Raw genomic sequence first — 21,827 nt, 5'->3', positions numbered from 1 at the left:
AGCCCCAAGTAAAATATTTTACTTTGTCCTTGTTACATTTATGTTAAGGTTATACTTAGGTATAATATTTGCCGTTATTGTCTTTAGACGATAAGAATACGGAATTTCGTAACAAGAAATTCTTTTTTGTTTGAGTATATCTTAAAAGTTGTTGCCGGCAAGGCGAAATTCGTATAAGGAGTTATTGAATTCCATCACGGAATTTTTTAAAATAGTTAGAACACTATGCTGAAAAGAATCACCGTTTTTATTCCCATTTTCATGGGAATGTTTTACTTGGGAACCGCCCAAGAAACCAAAATCTACACCCACGAACAAAAAGACTACCAAGATGCCCTGGCACTGTACAATAATGAGCAGTACCAAGCAGCCCAGACTATTTTCGAGAAGGTTAAACTATCTACTAAAGATTATGAGACCGAAGCGAACAGTGCTTATTATGCTGCAAATGCCGCGGTAAGGCTGAACCAATTGGGTGCCGACCGCCTAATGGAAGATTTTGTGGCAACGTACCCGACTTCCACAAAACGTAATTCGGCCTATTCTGATGTTGCCGACTATTATTTTGAAACCGGTAAATATCCGTATGCCTTAAAATGGTACAATAAAGTGGATCAAAGTGCCTTATCTCGAAAGGAGATGGACAAGTTCAATTTCAATTATGGATATTCATTATTTTCTTCCGCAAAGGGCAAACAGGCCGAAAGCTATCTGAACAAGGTGGTCAGTTCACCGGTTTATGGTTCCCAAGCGAAATATTACCTTGGGTATATCGCCTATCAGCAGGATGATTATGAAGGGGCCAATGAACGTTTTGACCAAATCACCGATCCAGAATTGTTAGATGAGAAATTATCGTACTACCAGGCCGATATGAATTTTAAACTGGGAAAATTTGAAGAGGCCATTGCCTTGGCCAAAAAACAATTGCCCAAATCGGATAGGAATGAGGTTTCCGAACTCAACAAGATCATTGGGGAGAGTTACTTTAATCTAGGGCAATATGCGAATGCCATTCCCTATTTGGAAGCGTATAAAGGAAAAAGGGGAAAATGGAACAATACGGATTATTACTTGTTGGGATATTGTTTTTACAAGCAAGGTGATTTCGCCAATGCCATTCAGCAATTCAATAAAATTATAGGTGGCACCAACAGTGTTTCCCAAAACGCCTATTACCATTTGGCGGAATGTTATTTAAAATTGGATAAGAAACAGGAATCCTTGAATGCGTTTCGAAATGCTTCCCAAATGGATTTTTCCCAAGAAATACAAAAGGATGCCTATTTGAATTATGCTCGTTTAAGCTATGAAATAGGTAATGCCTATGAGCCGGTTCCAAAAGTAATTTTGGATTATTTGGAGAAATATCCCAATGATGCCCACACTCAGGAAATGCAAGGCTTGTTGGTAGATTCCTATATTACCTCGAAGAACTTTGAAGGTGCTATGGAACTCCTTGAAAAGAATAAAAACTACGCTAGTAAGACAACCTATCAAAAGGTGGCCTTTTATCGTGGGGTTGAATTGTTCATAGATGGGGATTATGCGGCTGCCCATGAGAATTTCAGTAAGTCTTTGTCAAGTGCCCAGGACGCGTTATTTAAAGCAAGGGCAAATTACTGGAATGCGGAATCATTGTATGTAATGAACCGTTTTGATGAGGCCTTGTCCAATTTCAAGGATTTTAAAGAGAATTCCAATGCTTCACTAACTGAGGAGTCAAAGGATGTGGATTATAATTTGGGGTACACTTATTTTAAATTGAAGGAGTATAACAATGCCATTACATACTTTGATGCTTTTTCCAAATCTGGTGTAACCGATCAAGATAAACTGAATGATGCTTATCTGCGATTGGGCGACAGCTATTTTGTGACCAGTAAATATTGGCCGGCTATAGAAACATATAATAAGTCATTGGCACTTACCGGTCCTGAAAAGGATTACGCTGCATTCCAAAAAGCCCTGAGCTATGGCTTCGTGGGTAAGAGTGAATCGAAAATCGAGGAGCTGGATAAATTTGTCTCAAAATATCCAAAATCCACTTTAAAGGATGATGCCCTTTTTGAACTGGGTAATTCGTACATTTCCGCAGGTCAGGAAAATAAAGGATTGGTCACTTATGACCGTCTAATCGAAGGCTATAAGGGAAGTTCATTGGTGCCCCAAGCTATTATGCGGCAAGGATTGGTTCATTACAATGCCAACAGAAATGTAAAGGCATTGGAGGAATTTAAGCAGGTAGTTCGTGATTTTCCCAATACCCAAGAGGCCATCCAAGCCGTGGCAACCGCCAAATTGGTGTACGTTGATTTGGGACGTGTTGACGAATATGCGGCATGGGTACGTGATTTGGATTTTGTTGAGGTTACCGATACCGAATTGGACAATGCAAGTTTTGAGTCTGCCGATAAACAACATATGGAGGGCAATACCAATGCGGCCATTAGGGGTTATGAAAGTTATTTAAAACAATTTCCGAATGGAATGCATGCCGTTAAAGCCAACTTTAATTTGGCTCAATTATATTTCGCCAAAGATGAAAGGGATAAGGCATTGCCATATTTTAAGAAGGTCGCCGATTTAGGTGGTAGCGAGTATACGGAACAAGCGCTTACAAGGGTTTGTGAGATTTACATTGGTAAGAACGATTATAATAACGCATTGCCTTATTTACAACGATTGGAAGAACAGGCCGATATTCAACAGAATAGGACCTTCGCCCAATCTAACTTGATGAAAGGGTATTACGAACAAGGTAATTACGCACAAACATTGGCGTATGCCGAAAAAGTTTTGGCTACCTCAAGTATCGATGATCGTATAAGAAGTGATGCCCATATTATGATTGCCCGTTCTGCAGTTCAGACCAATGATATGGCCAAGGCGGAAACTGCCTATGCCGAAGTATTGAAAATTGCCAGTGGTGAGACTGCCGCAGAGGCTCTTTATTATGATGCTTATTTTAAGAATGAGGCAGGGCAACATGAAGCTTCCAACACTTCGGTACAGAAATTGGCCAAGGATTTTTCGAGCTATAAAGAATGGGGAGGTAAAGGTCTTGTGCTTATGGCCAAGAATTTTTATGCTTTGGATGATGCGTACCAAGCCACTTATATTCTCGAAAGTGTGATCACTAATTTTAGTCAATATCCGGAAATCGTTGCTGAGGCAAAAGGGGAGTTGGCCATTATTAAATCCAAGGAAGCCCAGCGAAACTCATCAGTAGACCCCAACGGAAATTAATATCCCTATAAAGAACACATTATGTTTAAGCATTTATATTTGATCATTATATTTTTAGGGCTTTCCCAAATGGTCCAGGCCCAAGAAGAGGAAGATAATATCGGTACGGAAACGGTTACGGTGACCAAGGCGTATTCACCCACCATATCCGACGCATTTAAGATTAAATCCGTTCCCAATCTGAACGATTCGATCGTGCTTCAGAAAAAGGAAATAGAATACAGTATATTTTCGGTACCTGTGGCTTCCACTTTTACTCCTGCAAAAGGGAAGGCTTCGGCGGTACAGAAATTACCTCCTCCTGAACTATATAATTCTTATGCTTCGGCAGGTATTGGGAACCCAGGCAACCTAATGGCCAAATTTTACACCAGTAGGGCAATCAATAGGGATGAAAGACTGGATGTTGGTTTTGATCATTATTCATCTTTGGCCAATATAGATAATGTTGACCTGGACAGTAAGTATGCGAACACTGAAATTGATGCTTCTTACTCAAAAAGGGACCGTGATATTAACTGGGGTGCCGATGTGGGTCTACAACATCAAATGTACAATTGGTACGGATTGCCGGAAGATACCTATGATGCTGAAACCATAAATGATATAGATTCAAAACAGAATTACTTTATGGGCGAGGTCGGTGTTTATGTAAACGTGGAAGATTCCTATTTTAAAAATGCCGATATTAAATATAGACGTTTCTGGGATGCTGTTGAATCCGGGGAAAATAGGTTTATCGTTGGTGGCGGTCTTGAATTCCCTGTTGGGGAAGAAGTTTTGGGTATTAATGTAAATCTCGACTATGTTGGTGGTAGTTTTGCCAATGCCGATGTAGATGATACCGATAACGAGCAGGGAATAGATTATAGTAATTTCCAGATAGGGGTAAACCCTACAATACGTATGCTCAGGGATGATCTTACGGTAGATTTGGGTCTTAACATTGTCTATGGTATGGATATGGAAGCAAGTGAAAACAACTTTTATATCTATCCGGCAGTTGCCGCATCATATCGCCTGTTAGAGGACAATGTTATTGTCTACGGAGGGGTGAAAGGGGAGTTGAAACAAAATTCATATTATGGTTTTGTAGAAGAGAACCCTTACGTGTCGCCAACCTTGGCCATTCAACCAACCGATTCGCAATATAATGCCTATGTGGGGTTCAAAGGGCAGTTATTGCCCAACTTAAGTTATAATGTGAAAGGATCGTATACTGCTGAAAATCGGACCCCATTGTTCATTTTGAATCCAGAAAACAGTTTTAGGGATGATGAAAAAGGGTATTATTACGGCAACTCTTTCCAATTGTTTTATGATGATATAAAAACCATAGGTTTGTTCGCAGAACTGAATGTTGATGTAAATCGAAATTTTACTCTTGGTGTAAATGCTGAAGTATATGATTATGACACCGAAACGGACAATCCGGCTTGGAACCTTCCAGAGCTAAAAGGATCTTTGTTCATGGATTATCAGATTGATGAAAAATGGTATATGGGTATAAATCTGTTTTTTGTGGGCGAGCGGGAAGATTTCTCAACAGTTGCCATTCAAGATCCAATACCAGGGGAGATCAATGCTACTTTAATAACCTTGGATAGTTATTTTGATGCCAATGCCCATATAGGGTATCGGGTTAACGATCAATTGTCCTTTTTTGTAAAAGGGGCGAACCTGACCAATAATGACTATCAAAAATGGGCGAATTTTGCCGTTCAGGGATTTCAGATTCTTGGGGGTGCCACCTATAAATTCGATTTTTGAGAGTTGGTGAGCACAGCTCTTTGATAATCGATAAACGGTCATTTGCAACCCGTGTCAAAATGATGTAATACGTAAGAATTTACTACTTTAGAGGTGTCGTAAATAGTGGTATTTCTATTGTCTCCCTTTCAAAAACATATCTCTTGGGTAGCATGCATCTTTTGCGTGGCTTTGGGTATGACTCAAAACCTGATCGTAAATCCTAGTTTTGAGGCGCATGTTGGTTGCCCTCAGACATTGGGCAGTTTTAATGAAGATGTTGAAGGTTGGTCTACCCCGACAACCGGTTCCACTGATTATTTCAATGGTTGTAGTACCGCAATGGGAACCCCCGAAAATTTTAACGGTTCACAGCCCGCGGATTTCGGTATAGGGTATGCAGGGTTGTATCTGTATGCGCCGGGGGATTATCGGGAGTATATTCAAGCTGGGTTATTGCAACCTCTTAAAAAAGGGAAAAAATATAAGATCTCATTTTATGTAAGTCTTGCTGAGAGATCGGATTTTGCCATAAAGGAATTCGGACTTCTTTTTTCAAAGAACAAGTTGGATTTTCCCATTAGGAAAGAGCTTTCGAAAATGCATTTGTACAAAGACACAGAAAATGAATATCACTACATGGAAATAGGGTATTCGAACTTTTTGGATGATACCAAGGATTGGATCTTGGTCCATTCCCAATTCGTGGCAAAAGGTAATGAGCGGTTCCTGACTTTCGGGAATTTCAAGAACAATAAGCGCACCCGATTGTTCAAAACCAAACGAAATGCCAAACAAGGGGCATACTATTATATTGATATGGTATTATTGGAGTCGGCCGAAAAAACCGATTTTGCCGAAAAGCCGAGGACTATTGTGAATGTACCGGAAAAAGGGAAAATCACATTGGATCAAAACCATGTCTTTGAAAATGTTTTCTTTCATTTTGATAAAGCAGGGTTATTGCCGGAATCCTCTAAAGAAATAGAACATATTTATGATGTCTTACAACTGGATCCCACTTTGGATATCCAAATTCATGGGCACACCGATTCTATTGGTTCAGAAGAATACAATCTAACCTTGTCAGAATCTAGGGCAAAAGCAGTTGCAGCGTATTTAATTGCCTTAGGGCTCGCAGAAAACCGCATTTTATGGCAGGGCCATGGTGGAGCCAAACCCATTGTCAGTAATGCATCTGAAGATGGAAGAAAACAGAACCGCAGGGTAGAGTTCATAATCACTGAAAGAAAGTGAATTGTCATCTTTGGGGGCTACCTTTTTTATGTAACAAATGTTAATAAAAACCTAAAGAAACAAATGTTAATTCGTTAACTTTGGTTACACCTTAAAATGTAGTTTACCATTGTCGTTAATTCGTTTTAAAGATTTCCTTTTTGTTTTAGTATTCTGGTTTTTGCTTCTAGGAAAATCATATGGCCAGAATAGCAAATCCCTTGTCGATATTTCCAACGAGTTCAGTGTACTGAAAAGTCAGGTAAATGATACCTTGAAGGTCGAGAAACTAATCGATCTGTATAAAACTTCCATCTATCAGGGTGCTATACGAAAAGATATTCTAGACGAAGCCCTGCTCATATCCGAGTCCATATTTTATATAAATGGAATAGGTAAATGCTACAATAGATTGGGCATCACGGCACGGTATGAGCATGATTATATTCAGTCAATTACGTATCACAAACGTGCATTGAGTTATTTTGAGAAAAGTACGGATACCTTGTCAAAGATCAAATGTCTGAACAGTATAGGGGTATCTTATAGAAAATTGAATTTAGAGAGTGAGGCTTACGATAATTACTTAAATGCTTTACGGCTTTCAGAAGCAACAAATGATGACAAAAGCATTGCTATAGCACTAAGCGGTATAGGCAATGTTTTTTTAGATACCGAAGAATACGATCAAGCGCTTCCCATTTTCAAAAGGGCCTTGATGATTGAAAGGGAAAGCGATAATTTTAGGGGACAAGAGTATGCTTTTGCCAATATAGGGGAGGTGTATCTTAATCTGAAAAAATTCGATTCGGCCCGGGTTTATTTCAATAGGGCCTTGAAGCTTGCCGTTGACCACCCAAGGAAAGAAGGAGTAGCTTTGATATATAATTATCAGGGCCTGTTATCCCAAAAAGAAGGGAATTTCAAGGAATCTACCAGAAATTATGAGAAGGCGATTCCGTTATTGAAAAAATTCAATAACACACGATATTTAAGCAACACCCAAATTAATATCGGAATAAATAAAACCTTCACAGAAGAATATCCCCAAGCATTGGAATTTATTAATGCCGGATTGCAAAATGCCTTAAAAATACAATCTCGACAGAATATTGAGTTGGGTTATGATGCGTTGGCAACTTACCATACGAAAACCAATAATTACAAAGAGGCCCTACAGGCGTATAAAAAAGCTACTAAATACCATGATAGTATAGTGAATGTGGTATCAAAGAAGAATATGATCGCCGCGCAAATACAATATGAAAGTGCAAAGAAAGATGCTCAGATCAAAAATTTGGCAGAAGCGAATAAATTGAGTTTGGAAAAGACCAGAAGAAGGTCACTTTCATTATGGATAGGTGCTATCGTCAGTGCCTTGATTATATCACTTTTATTAGTGTTCATTAATTTATTGCGCAAAAACAGGGCGTTGGATTTGGAAAGGAAAAATATTGAGCTTAAAAAATATATGGGGCAAATAAACGATCTACGTGCACAAATGCAATCTAAAAGTGATGAAGATGAAAATGAATGGATATCGAACTTGGATCAATTCGATCTATCCAAAAGAGAGATAGAAGTACTTCAGTTGATCTCAGATGGTTTTAATAATGATGAAATAGCGGAGCAATTATTTGTTTCAAAAAATACGGTTAAAACACATATTCAACATATCTATTCCAAATTGGATGTAAAAAACAGGGTTCAGGCCATGAAGAAGGTCGCTATCGTATAATTTGTTCAGTATCCCCTTATTTACTTGAAGCTTACACCTTTAAATCATCCTTTCGGGTGATATAAATCACACTTTTTGATGACGATCCATAGTATAGGGTAAGGTAATTTCAACCTTAAATTAATATAAAACCTAAACTATGAAATCACTCTTAAGATTATCTGTCTTATTGGCCATTTTCTTGTTTGCGCCGCAAGTTTCCCATGGTCAATTTTTAAAAAAACTCACTAAAAAAGCGAAGGCCAAAATAGAACAGGAAGCTGAAAACCGTTCGGAAAAAAGGGTCAACGACAAGATCGATGAAGAATTCGATAAGGCAGAGGATGCCATCGATGGAAAGGAAAAAGATAGTACGGCCAAAGGGAGCGAACAGAAGGGAAATCAGTCCGGCTCAACAGAAAATGGTACAGAAACTTCCGATTCGCAAAGGCAAAAAGGACCTAATGTGGTTTGGAGCAAATTTGACTTTATTCCCGGTGATACCGTGATTTTTGAAGACGGCCCAAGTATCGATGAAGAAAACGGGGAATTTCCAAGTCGATGGGATTTAGTAAAAGGGCAAGTTGAAATCGCTAATATCGATGGTGAAAATGTAATGATGTTTATTGATGGAAACCCTACGATTGTTCCATACTTGAAAAATTCAAAAGAAGATTACTTACCAGAAGTTTTTACCATAGAATTTGATTTCTACAAACCTGTAAATGGAAATAGAATATCTGTGAGTTTATTTGATGATAAGAATCAGAAGGATGCCCCTTCCGCTATGTATATGGATATAGGTTCTGGTCGAGTGACTGAAAAATTGGCAGGGGTAAATGGGGAAATGCCCGGTATAGATCATACCAATTCTGACGATGCTCGTTGGATACATATTTCTATTGCGTTCACAAAAGGCAAACTAAAAGTGTATATGGATGATACACGCCTTATAAATATTCCCCATTATTCAGGAAATCCGTCGGGTCTTACTTTACAAGCCTATTGGGCTGATTTAGGGGAAGACAAGGCTTTTTATTTTAAAAACATTCGTATTGCCAAAGGTGGTGTAAAATATTACGACAGGGTACTTTCTGAAGGGAAGATTATTGTAAACGGAATCAAGTTCGATGTGAATAAAGCAACACTTAAAGCTGAAAGTATGGGGCCGATCAACAAGATATTCCAGCTAATGCAAAAACAACCCGATCTTAACTTTAGTGTAGAAGGCCATACGGACAGTGATGGCAGTGAGACTTCAAATATGACCTTATCCAAGGCAAGGGGAAAAACAGTCATGGATAAATTAATTGAAATGGGAATTGCTCCGAACAGACTTAAATCAGACGGTTTTGGAGAGTCTAAGCCCATTGATAATAATAGTACCCCAGAAGGAAAAGCAAATAATAGACGTGTAGAGTTTGTAAAATTTTAAAACATGAAAAAAGTATATCTATTACTAATGGTCTTTTCAATTTTGGTAGAATTTGCCAATGCACAAAAATCACAAATCGTAGGAAATTGGCTGGTACAAAAAGTTGAAGTCGATAATAAGGTAGAAGAACCTTATATGGTCGCTGATTTTATGGGTGATGGCAAAATGGTTATGATGGGAGTGGAAGTCGGTACTTGGGATTACAACAAGAAAGAGCATTCCGTCGTAATGAAATCAGGGTTTGATAAAGATTTCAATGGTGAAGGAAAGATTTTGGAATTGGACGATCGTGAGTTGATCGTTCTAAAAGACGGGGCAAAAGTTTTTTATGACAAACTGGACTTGAATAAAATCATGGAAGAGAACAAAAACTCCGGACTACTGGGAATATGGGAATTCAAGAATATGCCATACCAAGATACTAATTCGGTTATGACTTTTGAAGAACCTGATGTATTCACTTTTGTTCAAAAAGAAGAATACCATGAAACCAACATAAATGGCACCTGGATTTTTGATAAAAAGAAACGTTCAGTGATTCTTATTGGTTTCCGAAGTGATGCTATGTTAAGAGGGGAAAGTGAAATAATGACCATAAACGAGGCTGGTTTTGAATTGAGGAACAAGGGAAAGGTATATAAGGCCATTAAAAAAGTTAAGCCCATAACAATAGCCGAAAGTGATATGAACATTGAACAACTTGCATTTTCTGAAGAAGATTTTTTTACGGAAGATGGGGATTATAAATATTACAGCGAAGTGGAAAAGTTGCCATGGCACGACATGCATTTATTACTTGATCAACTTTCGGGAATTAAGCAGTTGGTCTATTCATACAATAAGTTGAATGAGGAATCGAATACTTTCGACACTGAAATACTCAAAGCAAATGTCTTTGTTGAAAAAGAGCAGCAAAGGTTAAAGGTAGATAATATTTTTTACGGTTTTGATAGATTTAGTACACCAGAAGATGTTGACTTTACTGAAAATGATGAAAATGGGGATAATGATTTATATCCGTTAAATGAAAGTATGTACCGGGTCTTGGGCCAAGAAGAACTTGACCTTGGTTTAGGAACCTTTGCCTGTACGGTTGTTGAAGCCCTTAATAGTAATGGGGAGCAACTCAAAATTTGGCTTATTAACGACAAACCTGCCGTTATTGCCAAACTCATAAAAGCATCTGATTCATATGATCATTATTATTCGGTTTATGAATTACAAGAAATTATCAATAAATAATACCTTATTTGAAATGAAAAAATTAAGCATACTCCTTTTGTTATGTTTTGTGGCCGTGGGCTGCAAAGGAAATGGCGAGAATAAAATCGATAGCGCGCTAGCTAGCGCAAATACCCAGGACAAACAATTAAAACGGTATGGGATTGAATCTGGTAGCATAGCCTATAAGTCGAGTATTTCGGGAAAAGTCATGGAATCTACGATTTCCGGTTCCGGTACCGAAAGTCTATATTTTAAGGATTGGGGTGCGGTTGAGTTGTTAGAGGAGGAATCTACACAGACTACGACTTCAACGATTTTTGGAAAAACAAGCACGGAAACCTCGTCTACACACACCATGAATAAGTTGGATAATGAGGATGGTTATGCCGTGGATTTTAAAAGGAAGGAAATTCGCAAGAACAAAGATATGGCCATGGGAATGACCAAAATGTTCCAAAAAGATGCCGATGCCGGTAAGGTAGGGAAAGAACTTTTTGAAAGCATGGGAGGTAAACTTATAGGTTCAGAGGTGGTTCTGGGCTATGAGTGTGAAATTTGGGATTTAATGGGGATAAAACAATGGCTGTATAAAGGGGTGTTGATGAAATCTGAAGGTACTTTAATGGGCATTACGACTGTTAAAGAGGCAACTCATGCAAAGTTCAATCAAAGTCTTCCCGATTCTAGTTTTGACTTGCCCGATTTTCCTGTTATAGAAACGGAGGGTTTTATGGGCGATGAATCCTTTGATGTTGATATGGATGAAATGAAGGCAGATATGGATCGTATGAAAAGTATGTCGTATGAAGATTGGAAAAAAATGGCAACAGCCGATGATCCGGAAATGCAGGCTATGGATGAGGAAGAATTAAGGCAGACTTACGATATGATGCAAAAAGTGATACGAATGGGTCAATAGATTCGTGATCCCTTATACGGAATTCTAAGATTAGTGAAAAAAAACCTGACGGAATCGTCGGGTTTTTTTGTGTAACGGGTAATTTAAAGATGAAGGAAACACATAAAAATCAAGTCGCATCTGAGAATAAAACCTCAATAATTTCCAATAGAAGTTAAACTGATGTAAAAAACGGTTTCAATCCTGTTGTTTAATACAAAACACGTAATTTCGCCCTTTGAATTTTCGCTATGGATAAGGTTAATCGTTTTTCACTTGTAAATCCTGCTAAAAGCCCTTTTTTTTATGGTTATGTGATACTTGTAGTAGGTACATTGGGTATTTACTTCAGTATTCCCGGTCAGACCATTGGGGTGTCGGTTTTTACCGACCCCGTAAAAGATGCCTTGGGGCTTTCAAGAAATCAGTTCAGTAATGCCTATATGATCGGTACTATTCTCAGTTCTTTGCTCATAGGTAGGGCCGGTATTTGGTTTGATAAGTATGGGGCAAGATATACGGCTTTCTTTGCAGCCCTTACGTTGGCGGTCGCTTTGGTACTTTGCTCTTTGTCGCTGAAAATGAGTAATCTCGTAAAGGATATCTTGGTTTTGGATTCATGGTTGATCCCTTTTACGATAATGACATTACTCTTCTTTTTGATCCGTTTTTCAGGTCAAGGGGTATTGACCATGGCCTCGCGGAACGTTATAATGATTTGGTTCGATAAAAACAGGGGCAAGGTAAACGCTTTCAGTAGTATTGCCATTTCCTTTGGTTTCTCATCATCCCCTTTATGGGTCAATTTTTTGATAGAGGATTATAATTGGGAAGGGGCGTGGCGCATAATGGCCCTCGGGCTTTTGGTATTTAGCGTGGTCATACTTCAATTTTATAAAAATAGACCGGAAGAACACGGCCTTTTACCAGATGGTGTTGGTAAGCCGGAAAAAACAACAGAAGTAACTAAGGAAGAAAAGAAACAATATACCTTACAAGAGGCGAAAGGCACAAGGGCATTTTGGATGTATGCCTTAATGCTGTCTTTCAATAGTTTCTTTATTACGGGGCTTACCTTTCATGTAGTTTCCATTTTCGCCAGTGAAGGCTATCCTAAGTCAGTGGCCATTTCCATATTTTTACCTGCTTCAGTAGTGGCGGTCAGTATTTCCACGATATTTAATTATTTAAGTGATTACCTTTCACTGAAACTGTATTTATTTCTTATGATAGTGGGTGGTATACTCGCTTCAATGGGACTTATGATACTATCCTCTTCGTTTGGTATTTATCTGTTAATAGCAGGGATCGGAACCATGGGCGGTTTTTTTGCCGTACTGAATGCCATTGCTTGGCCTCGATTTTATGGGCGTAACCATCTTGGGGCCATAACAGGGAAGATTATGGGGTTGATCGTTTTAGCGAGTGCATTGGCTCCCTCTGTTTTTAGCTTATGGTACGATACATTGGATTCATACAGTTTATTGGGCTATGTAGGTTTGGCATTCTTGACCTTTCTGACCATTGGGTCTTTAAAGGCAAACAACCCACAATAGGGATTCGGTGTGTTTATGAGTAAGGAAAGTTCACCTATGGTAAAGGCGCTTTTGTTTTTTTATTCTTTAACTTGCTATGTTTAGATGTAAAAAGTTAAGTTGGTCTACTTATGAGAATCAGAAGAATCCTTCCTCTAGCGTTTTTTATTGTTTTTGTTGGATGCAGGTCCCAAGAAACCGATAAACCTGTTTACGAATCGGAGAATTTGAGAGTTGAAAAATTAACGGCATATACTTTCGTACACGTTTCATATTTGGAAACCCAGGATTACGGAAAGGTACCATGTAACGGAATGGTCGTTATACATAAGGGCGAAGCCGTTGTTTTTGATACTCCAACAAATATTGTGGCCTCTGATGAATTGATAAATTGGATAGAGAACCAAGAAGGCGCTGAGGTCAAAGCGGTGGTGGCCACCCATTTTCATGATGATTGTTTGGGCGGATTGGAAGCATTCCACCGTAAAAATATTACTTCTTATACTACGAACCTTACAAAGGATATGGCAGAAGATAGGGGTGAACCCGTACCACAGAACGGATTTGAATCTCATTTAGAACTTATGATCGGAGGAAAGAAGGTTATAAGTGAATTTCTGGGGGAAGGCCATACAAGGGATAATATCATTGGTTATCTGGCGAGCGATAAAGTGATGTTCGGAGGTTGTTTGATAAAGTCCGACGGAGCCGGGAAAGGGAATTTGAATGATGCCAATACAAAGGAATGGTCAAATACCGTGGAAAGATTGAAAGCAAAATATCCCGATGTTGAAGTTGTTATTCCCGGTCACGGAGATTCAGGGGGGATACAATTGTTAGATTATACCATTGATTTATTTAAGGAATAGGAGTTTATGTTGAAACCAAGAATTACCGAGTTACAAGAGAAAAAGTTGGTGGGCAAACACTTGAAAATGTCCTTGGTGAACAACAGGACAGGAGAACTTTGGGGTAACTTTATGTCGAACGTTAAAGAAGTTCGAAACATAATTGGGAACGACAAAATTTCGTTGCAGGTGTATCCTAAGAACTATTTTGATAGTTTTGATCCTGCACTTGAATTTGAAAAATGGGCAACTGCTGAAGTTGCGGATTTTGACAATGTACCTGGTCAATGGGAAACTTTTGTGTTACAGGGTGGTATGTATGCCGTATTTGACCATAAAGGTTCTTCGGATAACGGAATTTTCGAATACATTTACGCTACATGGTTGCCCAAATCGGACTTCGTTCTGGATGATCGGCCACATTTTGAATTGTTGGGCGAAAAATATAGGAACAACCATCCGGATTCCGAAGAGGAAATATGGATTCCAATCCGGCCTAAATAATAGGCCAAGAGTAGAAATAACGATTCAATTAAAGTAAAGAAATCAAAAAAGGACTCGGAAAACGAACCTTTATATAACAAAGAATAAATTAAATTACAATGGATGTAAATATAGCAGTTTTGATAGATGGGGATAATATACCGTCGGCCTATGTCAAGGAAATGATGCAGGAGATAGCCAAATACGGTAACCCTACGATCAAACGAATTTATGGTGATTGGACCAATCCACGGTTAGGTAAGTGGAAGAACGTTTTGTTGGAAAATGCCATTACACCCATTCAACAATACGGTTATACTACAGGTAAGAATGCAACCGATTCGGCCATGATCATTGATGCCATGGATATTTTGTATTCCGGGAAGGTTAATGGATTTTGTATTGTAAGTAGTGATAGCGATTTTACCCGTTTGGCCACCAGGTTGCGGGAAGCGGGTATGCAGGTGATAGGTATGGGGGAAAAGAAAACCCCGAATCCTTTTATCGTGGCATGCGATAGGTTCATTTATATTGAGATATTAAGGGCACAATCCGAGGAAATTTCAGATGCAAACAAAAGTAAGAGTGCTCCCGATAGTTCTGTGGACAAGATTACACCGAAAGATATCCGTTTAATTGCTTCTACCATTGATGATGTAGCGGATGACGATGGTTGGGCCTTTTTGGGCGATGTGGGAAGTTTGCTTCAAAAACGACATCCTAATTTCGATTCCCGTAACTATGGATTCCAAAAGTTGACACCTTTAATGGGTGCGATCAGTAATTTCGAATTGGAGCGTCGTGAGGATTCCCGAGGTCGAAATAAACTGATCTATGTAAAGGTGAAGGAGAAAAACGGTTCAAAAACCAAGAAAAAGTAAAGAGTTCCTAATTAGGATATACGTTATGTAATTCCAATAGGTTTTAATTCGAGGAAACTTTGGTGTAATTGATTTCAGATTGCTGATTTTAAAGGAAGTGTGAAAGATCTGCACATTTTACTTAAATTTGAAAATAACGTAATCCGATAAATTCAAACCAATCAAATTATGCCTATGAAATATCTATTACCCTTCTTTATATCAATGTTTGTGGCCTGCGGCCAAAAAAAGGAAAATGTTGATTTGATCGTAATCAACTCAAACACCTATACCGTGGATGCCGATTTTTCCAAAGCAGAGGCATTTGCCATAAACGACGGTAAGTTCGTGGCAGTTGGCACATCGGATGAAATCCAAGGAAAATATACTTCGGAAGCTGTTGTTGACGCACAAGGAAAAACCGTTACTCCCGGACTTATAGATGCCCATTGCCATTTTTATGGTTTGGGTCGAAATCAACAAGTGGTCGATTTGATGGGAACCAATAGTTATGAAGAAATTTTGGAAAAGGTAAAGGAGTTTCAAGAACAAAATCCGAAAGACTTTATTTTGGGCAGAGGATGGGATCAAAATGATTGGGAGGTAAAGGAATTTCCCACTAAAGATAAATTGGATGTCCTCTTTCCTGATACACCGGTAGCACTGACCAGAATAGATGGGCATGCACTTTTGGTCAACCAGAAAGCACTGGATATGGCAGGGATTAAAAAGAGAACAAAGGTTAAAGGGGGTGAAATAGTTAAGAAAGACGGAAAGTTAACAGGTGTTTTGGTCGATAATCCCATGGATATGGTCTATGCGGTAATTCCGCCTATGGATAGGAAAGCACAAATCCAAGCCCTAAAAGATGCCGAACGCATTTGTTTGGATTATGGACTGACCACAGTGAATGATGCCGGACTTGGCCGTTCTACCATTGAGTTGATCGATAGCCTTCAGCAAACGGGTGATTTATCCATTCGGGTATATGCAATGGTAAGTGCATCCCCGGGTAATCTGGATTATTTTTTAAGTCGTGAGCCTATAAAAACAGAGCGATTGAACGTACGTTCGGTAAAAGTTTATGGGGATGGCGCTTTAGGTTCAAGAGGGGCTGCCATGCGAGAACCTTATTCCGATAAGCCCGGTCATTTTGGGGCTATGGTAACTCCGGTTGATGCTATTGAGGCTTTGGCCGATAGAATCGCGGCCACTGAATACCAAATGAATACACATGCCATAGGTGATTCTGCCAATGTGGTGGTATTAAGGGCGTATAAAAGAGCCTTGACAGGTAAAAAAGATAGACGTTGGAAGGTGGAACACGCACAGATAATATCACCTGAATATTTTGACTATTTCAAGAAAGGGATTATCCCTTCAGTACAACCGACCCATGCAACCAGTGATATGTATTGGGCAGGTGACCGTATCGGGGAAGAACGTGAAAAAGGGGCTTATGCCTATAAGGCGTTGTTAGAGAAAGCGGGTACGGTGGCTTTAGGAACCGATTTTCCTGTGGAGAAAGTAAGTCCGTTCCTAACTTTCTACGCTGCTGTGGCAAGGAAGGATTTGGATAACTACCCTGAAGGTGGTTATCAAATGAAAGATGCTTTGACAAGGGAAGAAACATTGAAGGGGATGACCATTTGGGCTGCGTATTCCAATTTTGAGGAAGATGAAAAGGGCAGTATAGAAGTTGGTAAATTTGCCGATTTTACCCTGTATAGCGATAACCTTATGGAAGTTCCTATTGAGGATGTCCCTAAAATAGAAGCGGAACAAACTTATATAGCAGGGAAACGAGTTCATTAAAAACAAAAAAACCGAAGCAAATCGCTTCGGTTTTTTTTATTTCGATTCAATGGGTTTTACATCATAATCGGCAAAGCGACCCTAACGGTTCCCCATCCCATAACCAAATGGGCTCCACCTTCTACCTCCTTAAAGGCTATAGAGAAAGCATCTAAAGATTCGCTTTCCGAACTAACGGTAGCCATAACCCTAGCAACATCGGCACTTTTATCATAAGAATATGCACCCCATTGGTTCAATTTACTGTTTAGGATAATTGTCCATTCCCCTTTTCCGGGAATCGTGAACAAAGAATAAGTTCCTGCTTTTACATCGGTACCTCCAACATTGGCATCTTTGTAAAATGTGATTTCAACGGCTTCATTGGCCCCTGTTCTCCAAACTTCACCGGCTGGGGCAAGTTCAGATACGGATCTGCCTTTCAATTGAGGACGGCTGTAAGTAACACGAACGGATTTGTCCGCAATTTTATAACTTGATGGGAACGAAGTCATATCCATCGGACTTTTGTCCAAACCACTGAATTTCTGGGCAGATAGATCGTTCGTGAATACCATGGCGAGCATTAATAAAGATAGTGTTGCTAGTTTTTTCATAATCATAATTTGTCTTTGTTTTTTGACCTGAACTCGTTTAAGGTTTAGTTTTTTCAAATCTAAAAAGTTCTCTATTTATTGGAATATATAAAGTCGTTAAAATTATCCCAACTTACAAAATGGTCTAATATTTTTGGTTTTACCTAAAAAAGATATCAAAATGTAGTTGTATTTATGTTTTAAGTTTAAAAATGAAATCATTATTGTTTATTATGTTTTTTAATTGAAAGTTTAAATTGATATTTGCCTCTAATTTGATATAAATATTTAATTATGTGTGGAATTGTTTGTGCCTTTGATGTAAAGGAAAGTACAGAAGTTTTAAGGCCTCAATTATTGGAAATGTCCAAGAAGATCAGGCATAGAGGGCCTGATTGGAGTGGTATTTATGCGGATGAAAAAGCCGTTTTGGCCCATGAAAGATTGTCAATTGTTGATCCGGCATCCGGGAAACAACCGTTGTTCAGTCCTGATAATAAGTTAGTGCTTGCCGCCAATGGCGAAATATATAACCATAGGGAGCTACGTAAGCAGTTCGAAGGTAAATATGATTTTCGAACAGAATCGGATTGTGAAGTAATTTTGGCATTATACCAAGAAAAAGGTGTTGATTTTATTGATGAGATGAACGGTATATTCGGTTTTGCCATCTATGATTCAGAGAAAGATGAATATTTTGTGGCCCGTGATCACATGGGTATTATTCCTCTATATATGGGTTGGGATCAGAACGGAACGTTCTATGTGGCTTCTGAGCTAAAAGCTTTGGAAGGGACTTGCACTAAAATAGAATTGTTTCCTCCCGGACATTATTTACATAGTAGTGATGGGGAATTAAAGAAATGGTATACCCGTGATTGGATGGAGTATGATGCCGTAAAAGAGAACGAGACCAGTATTCAAGAGATAAAGGAAGCTTTGGAAGCTGCGGTTCATAGACAGTTGATGTCAGATGTACCTTATGGTGTTCTGCTTTCAGGTGGTTTGGATTCTTCGGTAACTTCTGCCATAGCGAAAAAATATGCACAGAAACGTATCGAGTCAGATGATACTACCGATGCCTGGTGGCCTCAATTACATTCCTTTTCCGTTGGTTTGGAGGGTTCACCCGATTTGGCTGCGGCTCAAAAAGTTGCCGATCATATAGGTACGGTGCACCATGAAATAAAATTCACGATCCAGGAAGGCCTAGATGCTATCAAAGATGTGGTGTACAACTTGGAGACCTATGATATAACAACGATTAGGGCTTCGACCCCAATGTATCTTATGGCAAGGGTAATCAAGTCTATGGGGATAAAAATGGTATTGTCAGGTGAAGGTGCCGATGAGTTGTTCGGTGGTTATCTGTATTTCCATAAAGCACCGAGTCCAAAAGATTTTCATGAGGAGACCGTTCGTAAGCTGGATAAACTACATATGTACGATTGCCTTAGGGCCAACAAATCTTTGGCGGCATGGGGCATAGAAGGGCGAGTGCCTTTCTTGGATAAGGAATTTATGGATGTGGCCATGCGTATCAACCCAAAAGATAAGATGATCAACGGGGAACGAATGGAGAAATGGGTAGTTCGTAAGGCTTTTGAAGATATGTTGCCCGAAAGTGTTGCTTGGAGGCAAAAAGAACAATTCTCTGACGGAGTTGGTTATAGTTGGATCGATACTTTGAAAGAAGTCGTGGCAACTGAAGTTACCGATGAACAATTGGCAAATGCTAAATTCAGGTTCCCATTGCAGACGCCGACCACAAAAGAGGAATTCTATTACCGTTCCATTTTTGAACAACATTTCCCATCGGATGCAGCTGCACTATGCGTACCCCAAGAGCCTTCAGTGGCCTGTAGTACAAAAATTGCCTTGGAATGGGATGAAGCCTTTAAGAACATGAACGACCCATCCGGTAGGGCGGTCGCCAATGTGCATGATGACGCATATAAAAAGTAATTGAAAAAGATTTACATGGACAATAATCGACCTGTCCATATAGGGCAGGTTCGGTTTTTGATTGGATTAGTTAAAAGGAAGTATCATTGATTTGATGCTTCTTTTTTTTGTCCTAAAATCGGGAAGGTGAATCCGGGATATTGTTTCTTGCTAAAAAAACAAATTACCAGTGCTATATTTTCCACAATTTTTGTTGATAACTTCATTGTATAACATGGGTCAAAAGCCCTTATATCATAGGGTATTGGTTATATTTGTAAGATTGCTAAAATTATAATGATTACAACAACTTAATTTATGAGCGAAGAAGCAAATAAAAAGAATTATTCAGCCGATAGTATCCAGGCCCTTGAGGGAATGGAACATGTTCGAATGCGTCCTTCAATGTATATTGGGGATGTAGGTGTTCGAGGATTGCATCATTTGGTGTATGAGGTTGTGGATAACTCCATTGATGAGGCCATGGGTGGCCATTGTGACACCATCAATGTGACGATTAATGAAGACAATTCAATTACAACACGGGATAATGGTCGAGGTATTCCGGTTGATATGCATAAGAAAGAAGGTGTTTCTGCCCTAGAGGTGGTTATGACCAAAATCGGTGCCGGTGGTAAATTCGATAAAGATTCCTATAAAGTATCCGGTGGTTTGCACGGGGTGGGTGTATCTTGTGTCAACGCATTATCTGACCATTTGAAAGCTACCGTTTATAGGGACGGTAAAATCTGGGAACAGGAATATGAAAGGGGTAAGGCCGTTTATCCTGTTAAAAGTGTAGGTGAGACTACGGAACGGGGTACGGAGGTTACTTTTCATCCCGATGTGACCATTTTTACCCAAACCATAGAATATAGTTACGAAACTTTGTCCAATAGAATGCGTGAGCTTTCTTATTTGAACAAGGGGGTAACCATTACCATTACCGACAAAAGACAGAAAGATGAAAAAGGCGAGTATGTTTCCGAAAAGTTCTATTCCGATGAGGGGTTAAAAGAGTTTGTTAGGTTTTTGGATGGTAATAGGGAGTCTTTGATTCAGACAGTAATTTCCATGGAAGGTGAGAAAAACGGAATTCCCGTTGAAGTTGCCATGGTTTATAATACCTCTTATACCGAAAACCTTCATTCGTATGTGAATAATATCAATACTCATGAGGGAGGAACACATTTATCAGGATTTCGAAGGGGTCTTACAACGACCTTGAAGAAATACGCCGATGCCTCTGGAATGTTGGATAAGTTGAAGTTTGAGATCCAAGGGGATGACTTTCGAGAAGGTTTAACTGCAATCGTATCGGTAAAGGTGGCTGAGCCTCAGTTCGAAGGTCAAACAAAAACCAAATTGGGTAACAGGGAAGTATCCTCGGCTGTAAGCCAGTCGGTATCTGAAATGTTGACCGATTACTTGGAAGAGCACCCTGACGATGCCAAGATCATTGTGCAAAAAGTAATTTTGGCGGCGCAGGCCAGACATGCTGCTTCCAAAGCACGTGAAATGGTGCAACGTAAGAATGTTATGTCAGGCGGAGGTTTACCGGGTAAATTATCCGATTGCTCCGATCAAGATCCTGAAAACTGTGAGATATATCTTGTTGAGGGTGATTCGGCGGGCGGTACGGCCAAAATGGGTCGTGATCGTAATTTCCAGGCCATTTTACCATTACGAGGTAAGATTCTGAATGTTGAGAAAGCCATGCAGCACAAGGTTTTTGAAAATGAGGAAATCAAGAATATTTATACGGCCCTAGGGGTAACCATAGGAACAGAAGAAGATAGCAAAGCATTGAACCTTGAGAAGTTGCGTTACCATAAGGTAGTGATCATGTGTGATGCCGATGTTGATGGTAGCCACATTGAAACCCTTATTTTAACCTTCTTCTTCCGTTATATGCGTGAGTTGATTGAAGGGGGGCATGTTTATATTGCGACTCCTCCATTGTACTTGGTTAAAAAAGGAAGCAAAAAACGTTATGCTTGGTCAGATGAGGAGCGTGACGAAATTGCGGCAAGTTTCAATGGCAGTGTAGGTATACAAAGATATAAAGGTCTGGGTGAGATGAATGCGGAGCAATTGTGGGATACCACTATGAATCCCGAATTTAGGACATTACGTCAGATCAATATAGATAATGCCACTGAATCGGATAGGGTCTTCTCCATGTTAATGGGGGATGAGGTTCCTCCGAGGAGGGAATTTATAGAGAAAAATGCCGTATATGCGAACATTGATGCATAA

Annotated in this window: 15 protein-coding genes; 14 read left to right on the top strand and 1 reads right to left on the bottom strand. The window is 39.3% G+C overall.

Annotated elements, in window-relative coordinates:
• Positions 1-225 precede the first annotated feature (225 nt).
• The 12 genes from R3X28_RS18340 to R3X28_RS18285 all read left to right on the top strand — a co-directional run bounded on the left by R3X28_RS18340 (position 226) and on the right by R3X28_RS18285 (position 17,049).
• Positions 226-3,249 (top strand): tetratricopeptide repeat protein, encoded by a 3,024-nt coding sequence (locus tag R3X28_RS18340; protein WP_317666300.1) that lies wholly within the window; start codon positions 226-228, stop codon positions 3,247-3,249.
• 21 nt (positions 3,250-3,270) lie between these two features.
• Positions 3,271-5,019: a TonB-dependent receptor gene (locus tag R3X28_RS18335; protein ID WP_317666298.1), complete on the top strand. Its 1,749-nt coding sequence runs from the start codon at positions 3,271-3,273 to the stop codon at positions 5,017-5,019.
• 177 nt (positions 5,020-5,196) lie between these two features.
• A complete protein-coding gene (locus R3X28_RS18330) occupies positions 5,197-6,255 on the top strand; it encodes an OmpA family protein (protein ID WP_317666296.1) in 1,059 nt (352 codons plus the stop codon).
• A 160-nt stretch (positions 6,256-6,415) separates the two neighbouring features.
• Positions 6,416-7,972 carry a tetratricopeptide repeat protein gene (locus R3X28_RS18325; RefSeq protein ID WP_317666295.1) on the top strand — a complete coding sequence of 519 codons (1,557 nt, stop codon included), beginning with the start codon at positions 6,416-6,418 and terminating at the stop codon, positions 7,970-7,972.
• A gap of 139 nt (positions 7,973-8,111) precedes the next feature.
• A complete protein-coding gene (locus tag R3X28_RS18320; protein WP_317666294.1) occupies positions 8,112-9,386 on the top strand; it encodes an OmpA family protein in 1,275 nt (424 codons plus the stop codon).
• Positions 9,387-9,389: 3 nt separating this feature from the next.
• Entirely contained in the window at positions 9,390-10,628 is a 1,239-nt protein-coding gene (locus tag R3X28_RS18315) for a hypothetical protein (RefSeq protein ID WP_317666293.1), read from the top strand.
• A 13-nt stretch (positions 10,629-10,641) separates the two neighbouring features.
• Complete coding sequence (locus R3X28_RS18310) at positions 10,642-11,529, top strand: hypothetical protein (protein ID WP_317666292.1); 888 nt, start codon at positions 10,642-10,644, stop codon at positions 11,527-11,529.
• 230 nt (positions 11,530-11,759) lie between these two features.
• Entirely contained in the window at positions 11,760-13,064 is a 1,305-nt protein-coding gene (locus R3X28_RS18305) for an MFS transporter (protein ID WP_317666291.1), read from the top strand.
• Positions 13,065-13,174: 110 nt separating this feature from the next.
• Positions 13,175-13,912, top strand: coding sequence for a subclass B1 metallo-beta-lactamase (gene bla / locus R3X28_RS18300; RefSeq protein ID WP_317666290.1), 738 nt, complete (start codon positions 13,175-13,177; stop codon positions 13,910-13,912).
• A gap of 6 nt (positions 13,913-13,918) precedes the next feature.
• Positions 13,919-14,395, top strand: a complete 477-nt coding sequence (locus R3X28_RS18295) for a GyrI-like domain-containing protein (RefSeq protein ID WP_317666288.1) — start codon at positions 13,919-13,921, stop codon at positions 14,393-14,395.
• A gap of 98 nt (positions 14,396-14,493) precedes the next feature.
• The gene (locus R3X28_RS18290) at positions 14,494-15,255 is read left to right on the top strand and encodes an NYN domain-containing protein (protein ID WP_154367434.1); all 762 of its coding nucleotides are present in this window, start codon (positions 14,494-14,496) and stop codon (positions 15,253-15,255) included.
• Positions 15,256-15,429: 174 nt separating this feature from the next.
• Positions 15,430-17,049, top strand: coding sequence for an amidohydrolase (locus R3X28_RS18285; protein ID WP_317666286.1), 1,620 nt, complete (start codon positions 15,430-15,432; stop codon positions 17,047-17,049).
• A 56-nt stretch (positions 17,050-17,105) separates the two neighbouring features.
• On the opposite strand, the gene R3X28_RS18280 is transcribed toward R3X28_RS18285, so the two are convergent.
• Positions 17,106-17,645 (bottom strand): DUF2911 domain-containing protein, encoded by a 540-nt coding sequence (locus tag R3X28_RS18280; protein WP_282054458.1) that lies wholly within the window; start codon positions 17,643-17,645, stop codon positions 17,106-17,108.
• A gap of 273 nt (positions 17,646-17,918) precedes the next feature.
• Between R3X28_RS18280 and asnB the strand changes: the two genes are divergently transcribed.
• Positions 17,919-19,589, top strand: a complete 1,671-nt coding sequence (gene asnB, locus R3X28_RS18275) for an asparagine synthase B (RefSeq protein WP_154367440.1) — start codon at positions 17,919-17,921, stop codon at positions 19,587-19,589.
• Between the two features lie 297 nt (positions 19,590-19,886).
• Positions 19,887-21,827, top strand: coding sequence for a DNA topoisomerase (ATP-hydrolyzing) subunit B (gene gyrB, locus R3X28_RS18270; RefSeq protein WP_282054456.1), 1,941 nt, complete (start codon positions 19,887-19,889; stop codon positions 21,825-21,827).

It is taken from the genome of Maribacter sp. TH_r10, from assembly GCF_033101095.1.
Lineage (GTDB): Bacteria > Bacteroidota > Bacteroidia > Flavobacteriales > Flavobacteriaceae > Maribacter_A > Maribacter_A luteus.
This window is presented reverse-complemented; position numbering and strand designations above follow the sequence as displayed.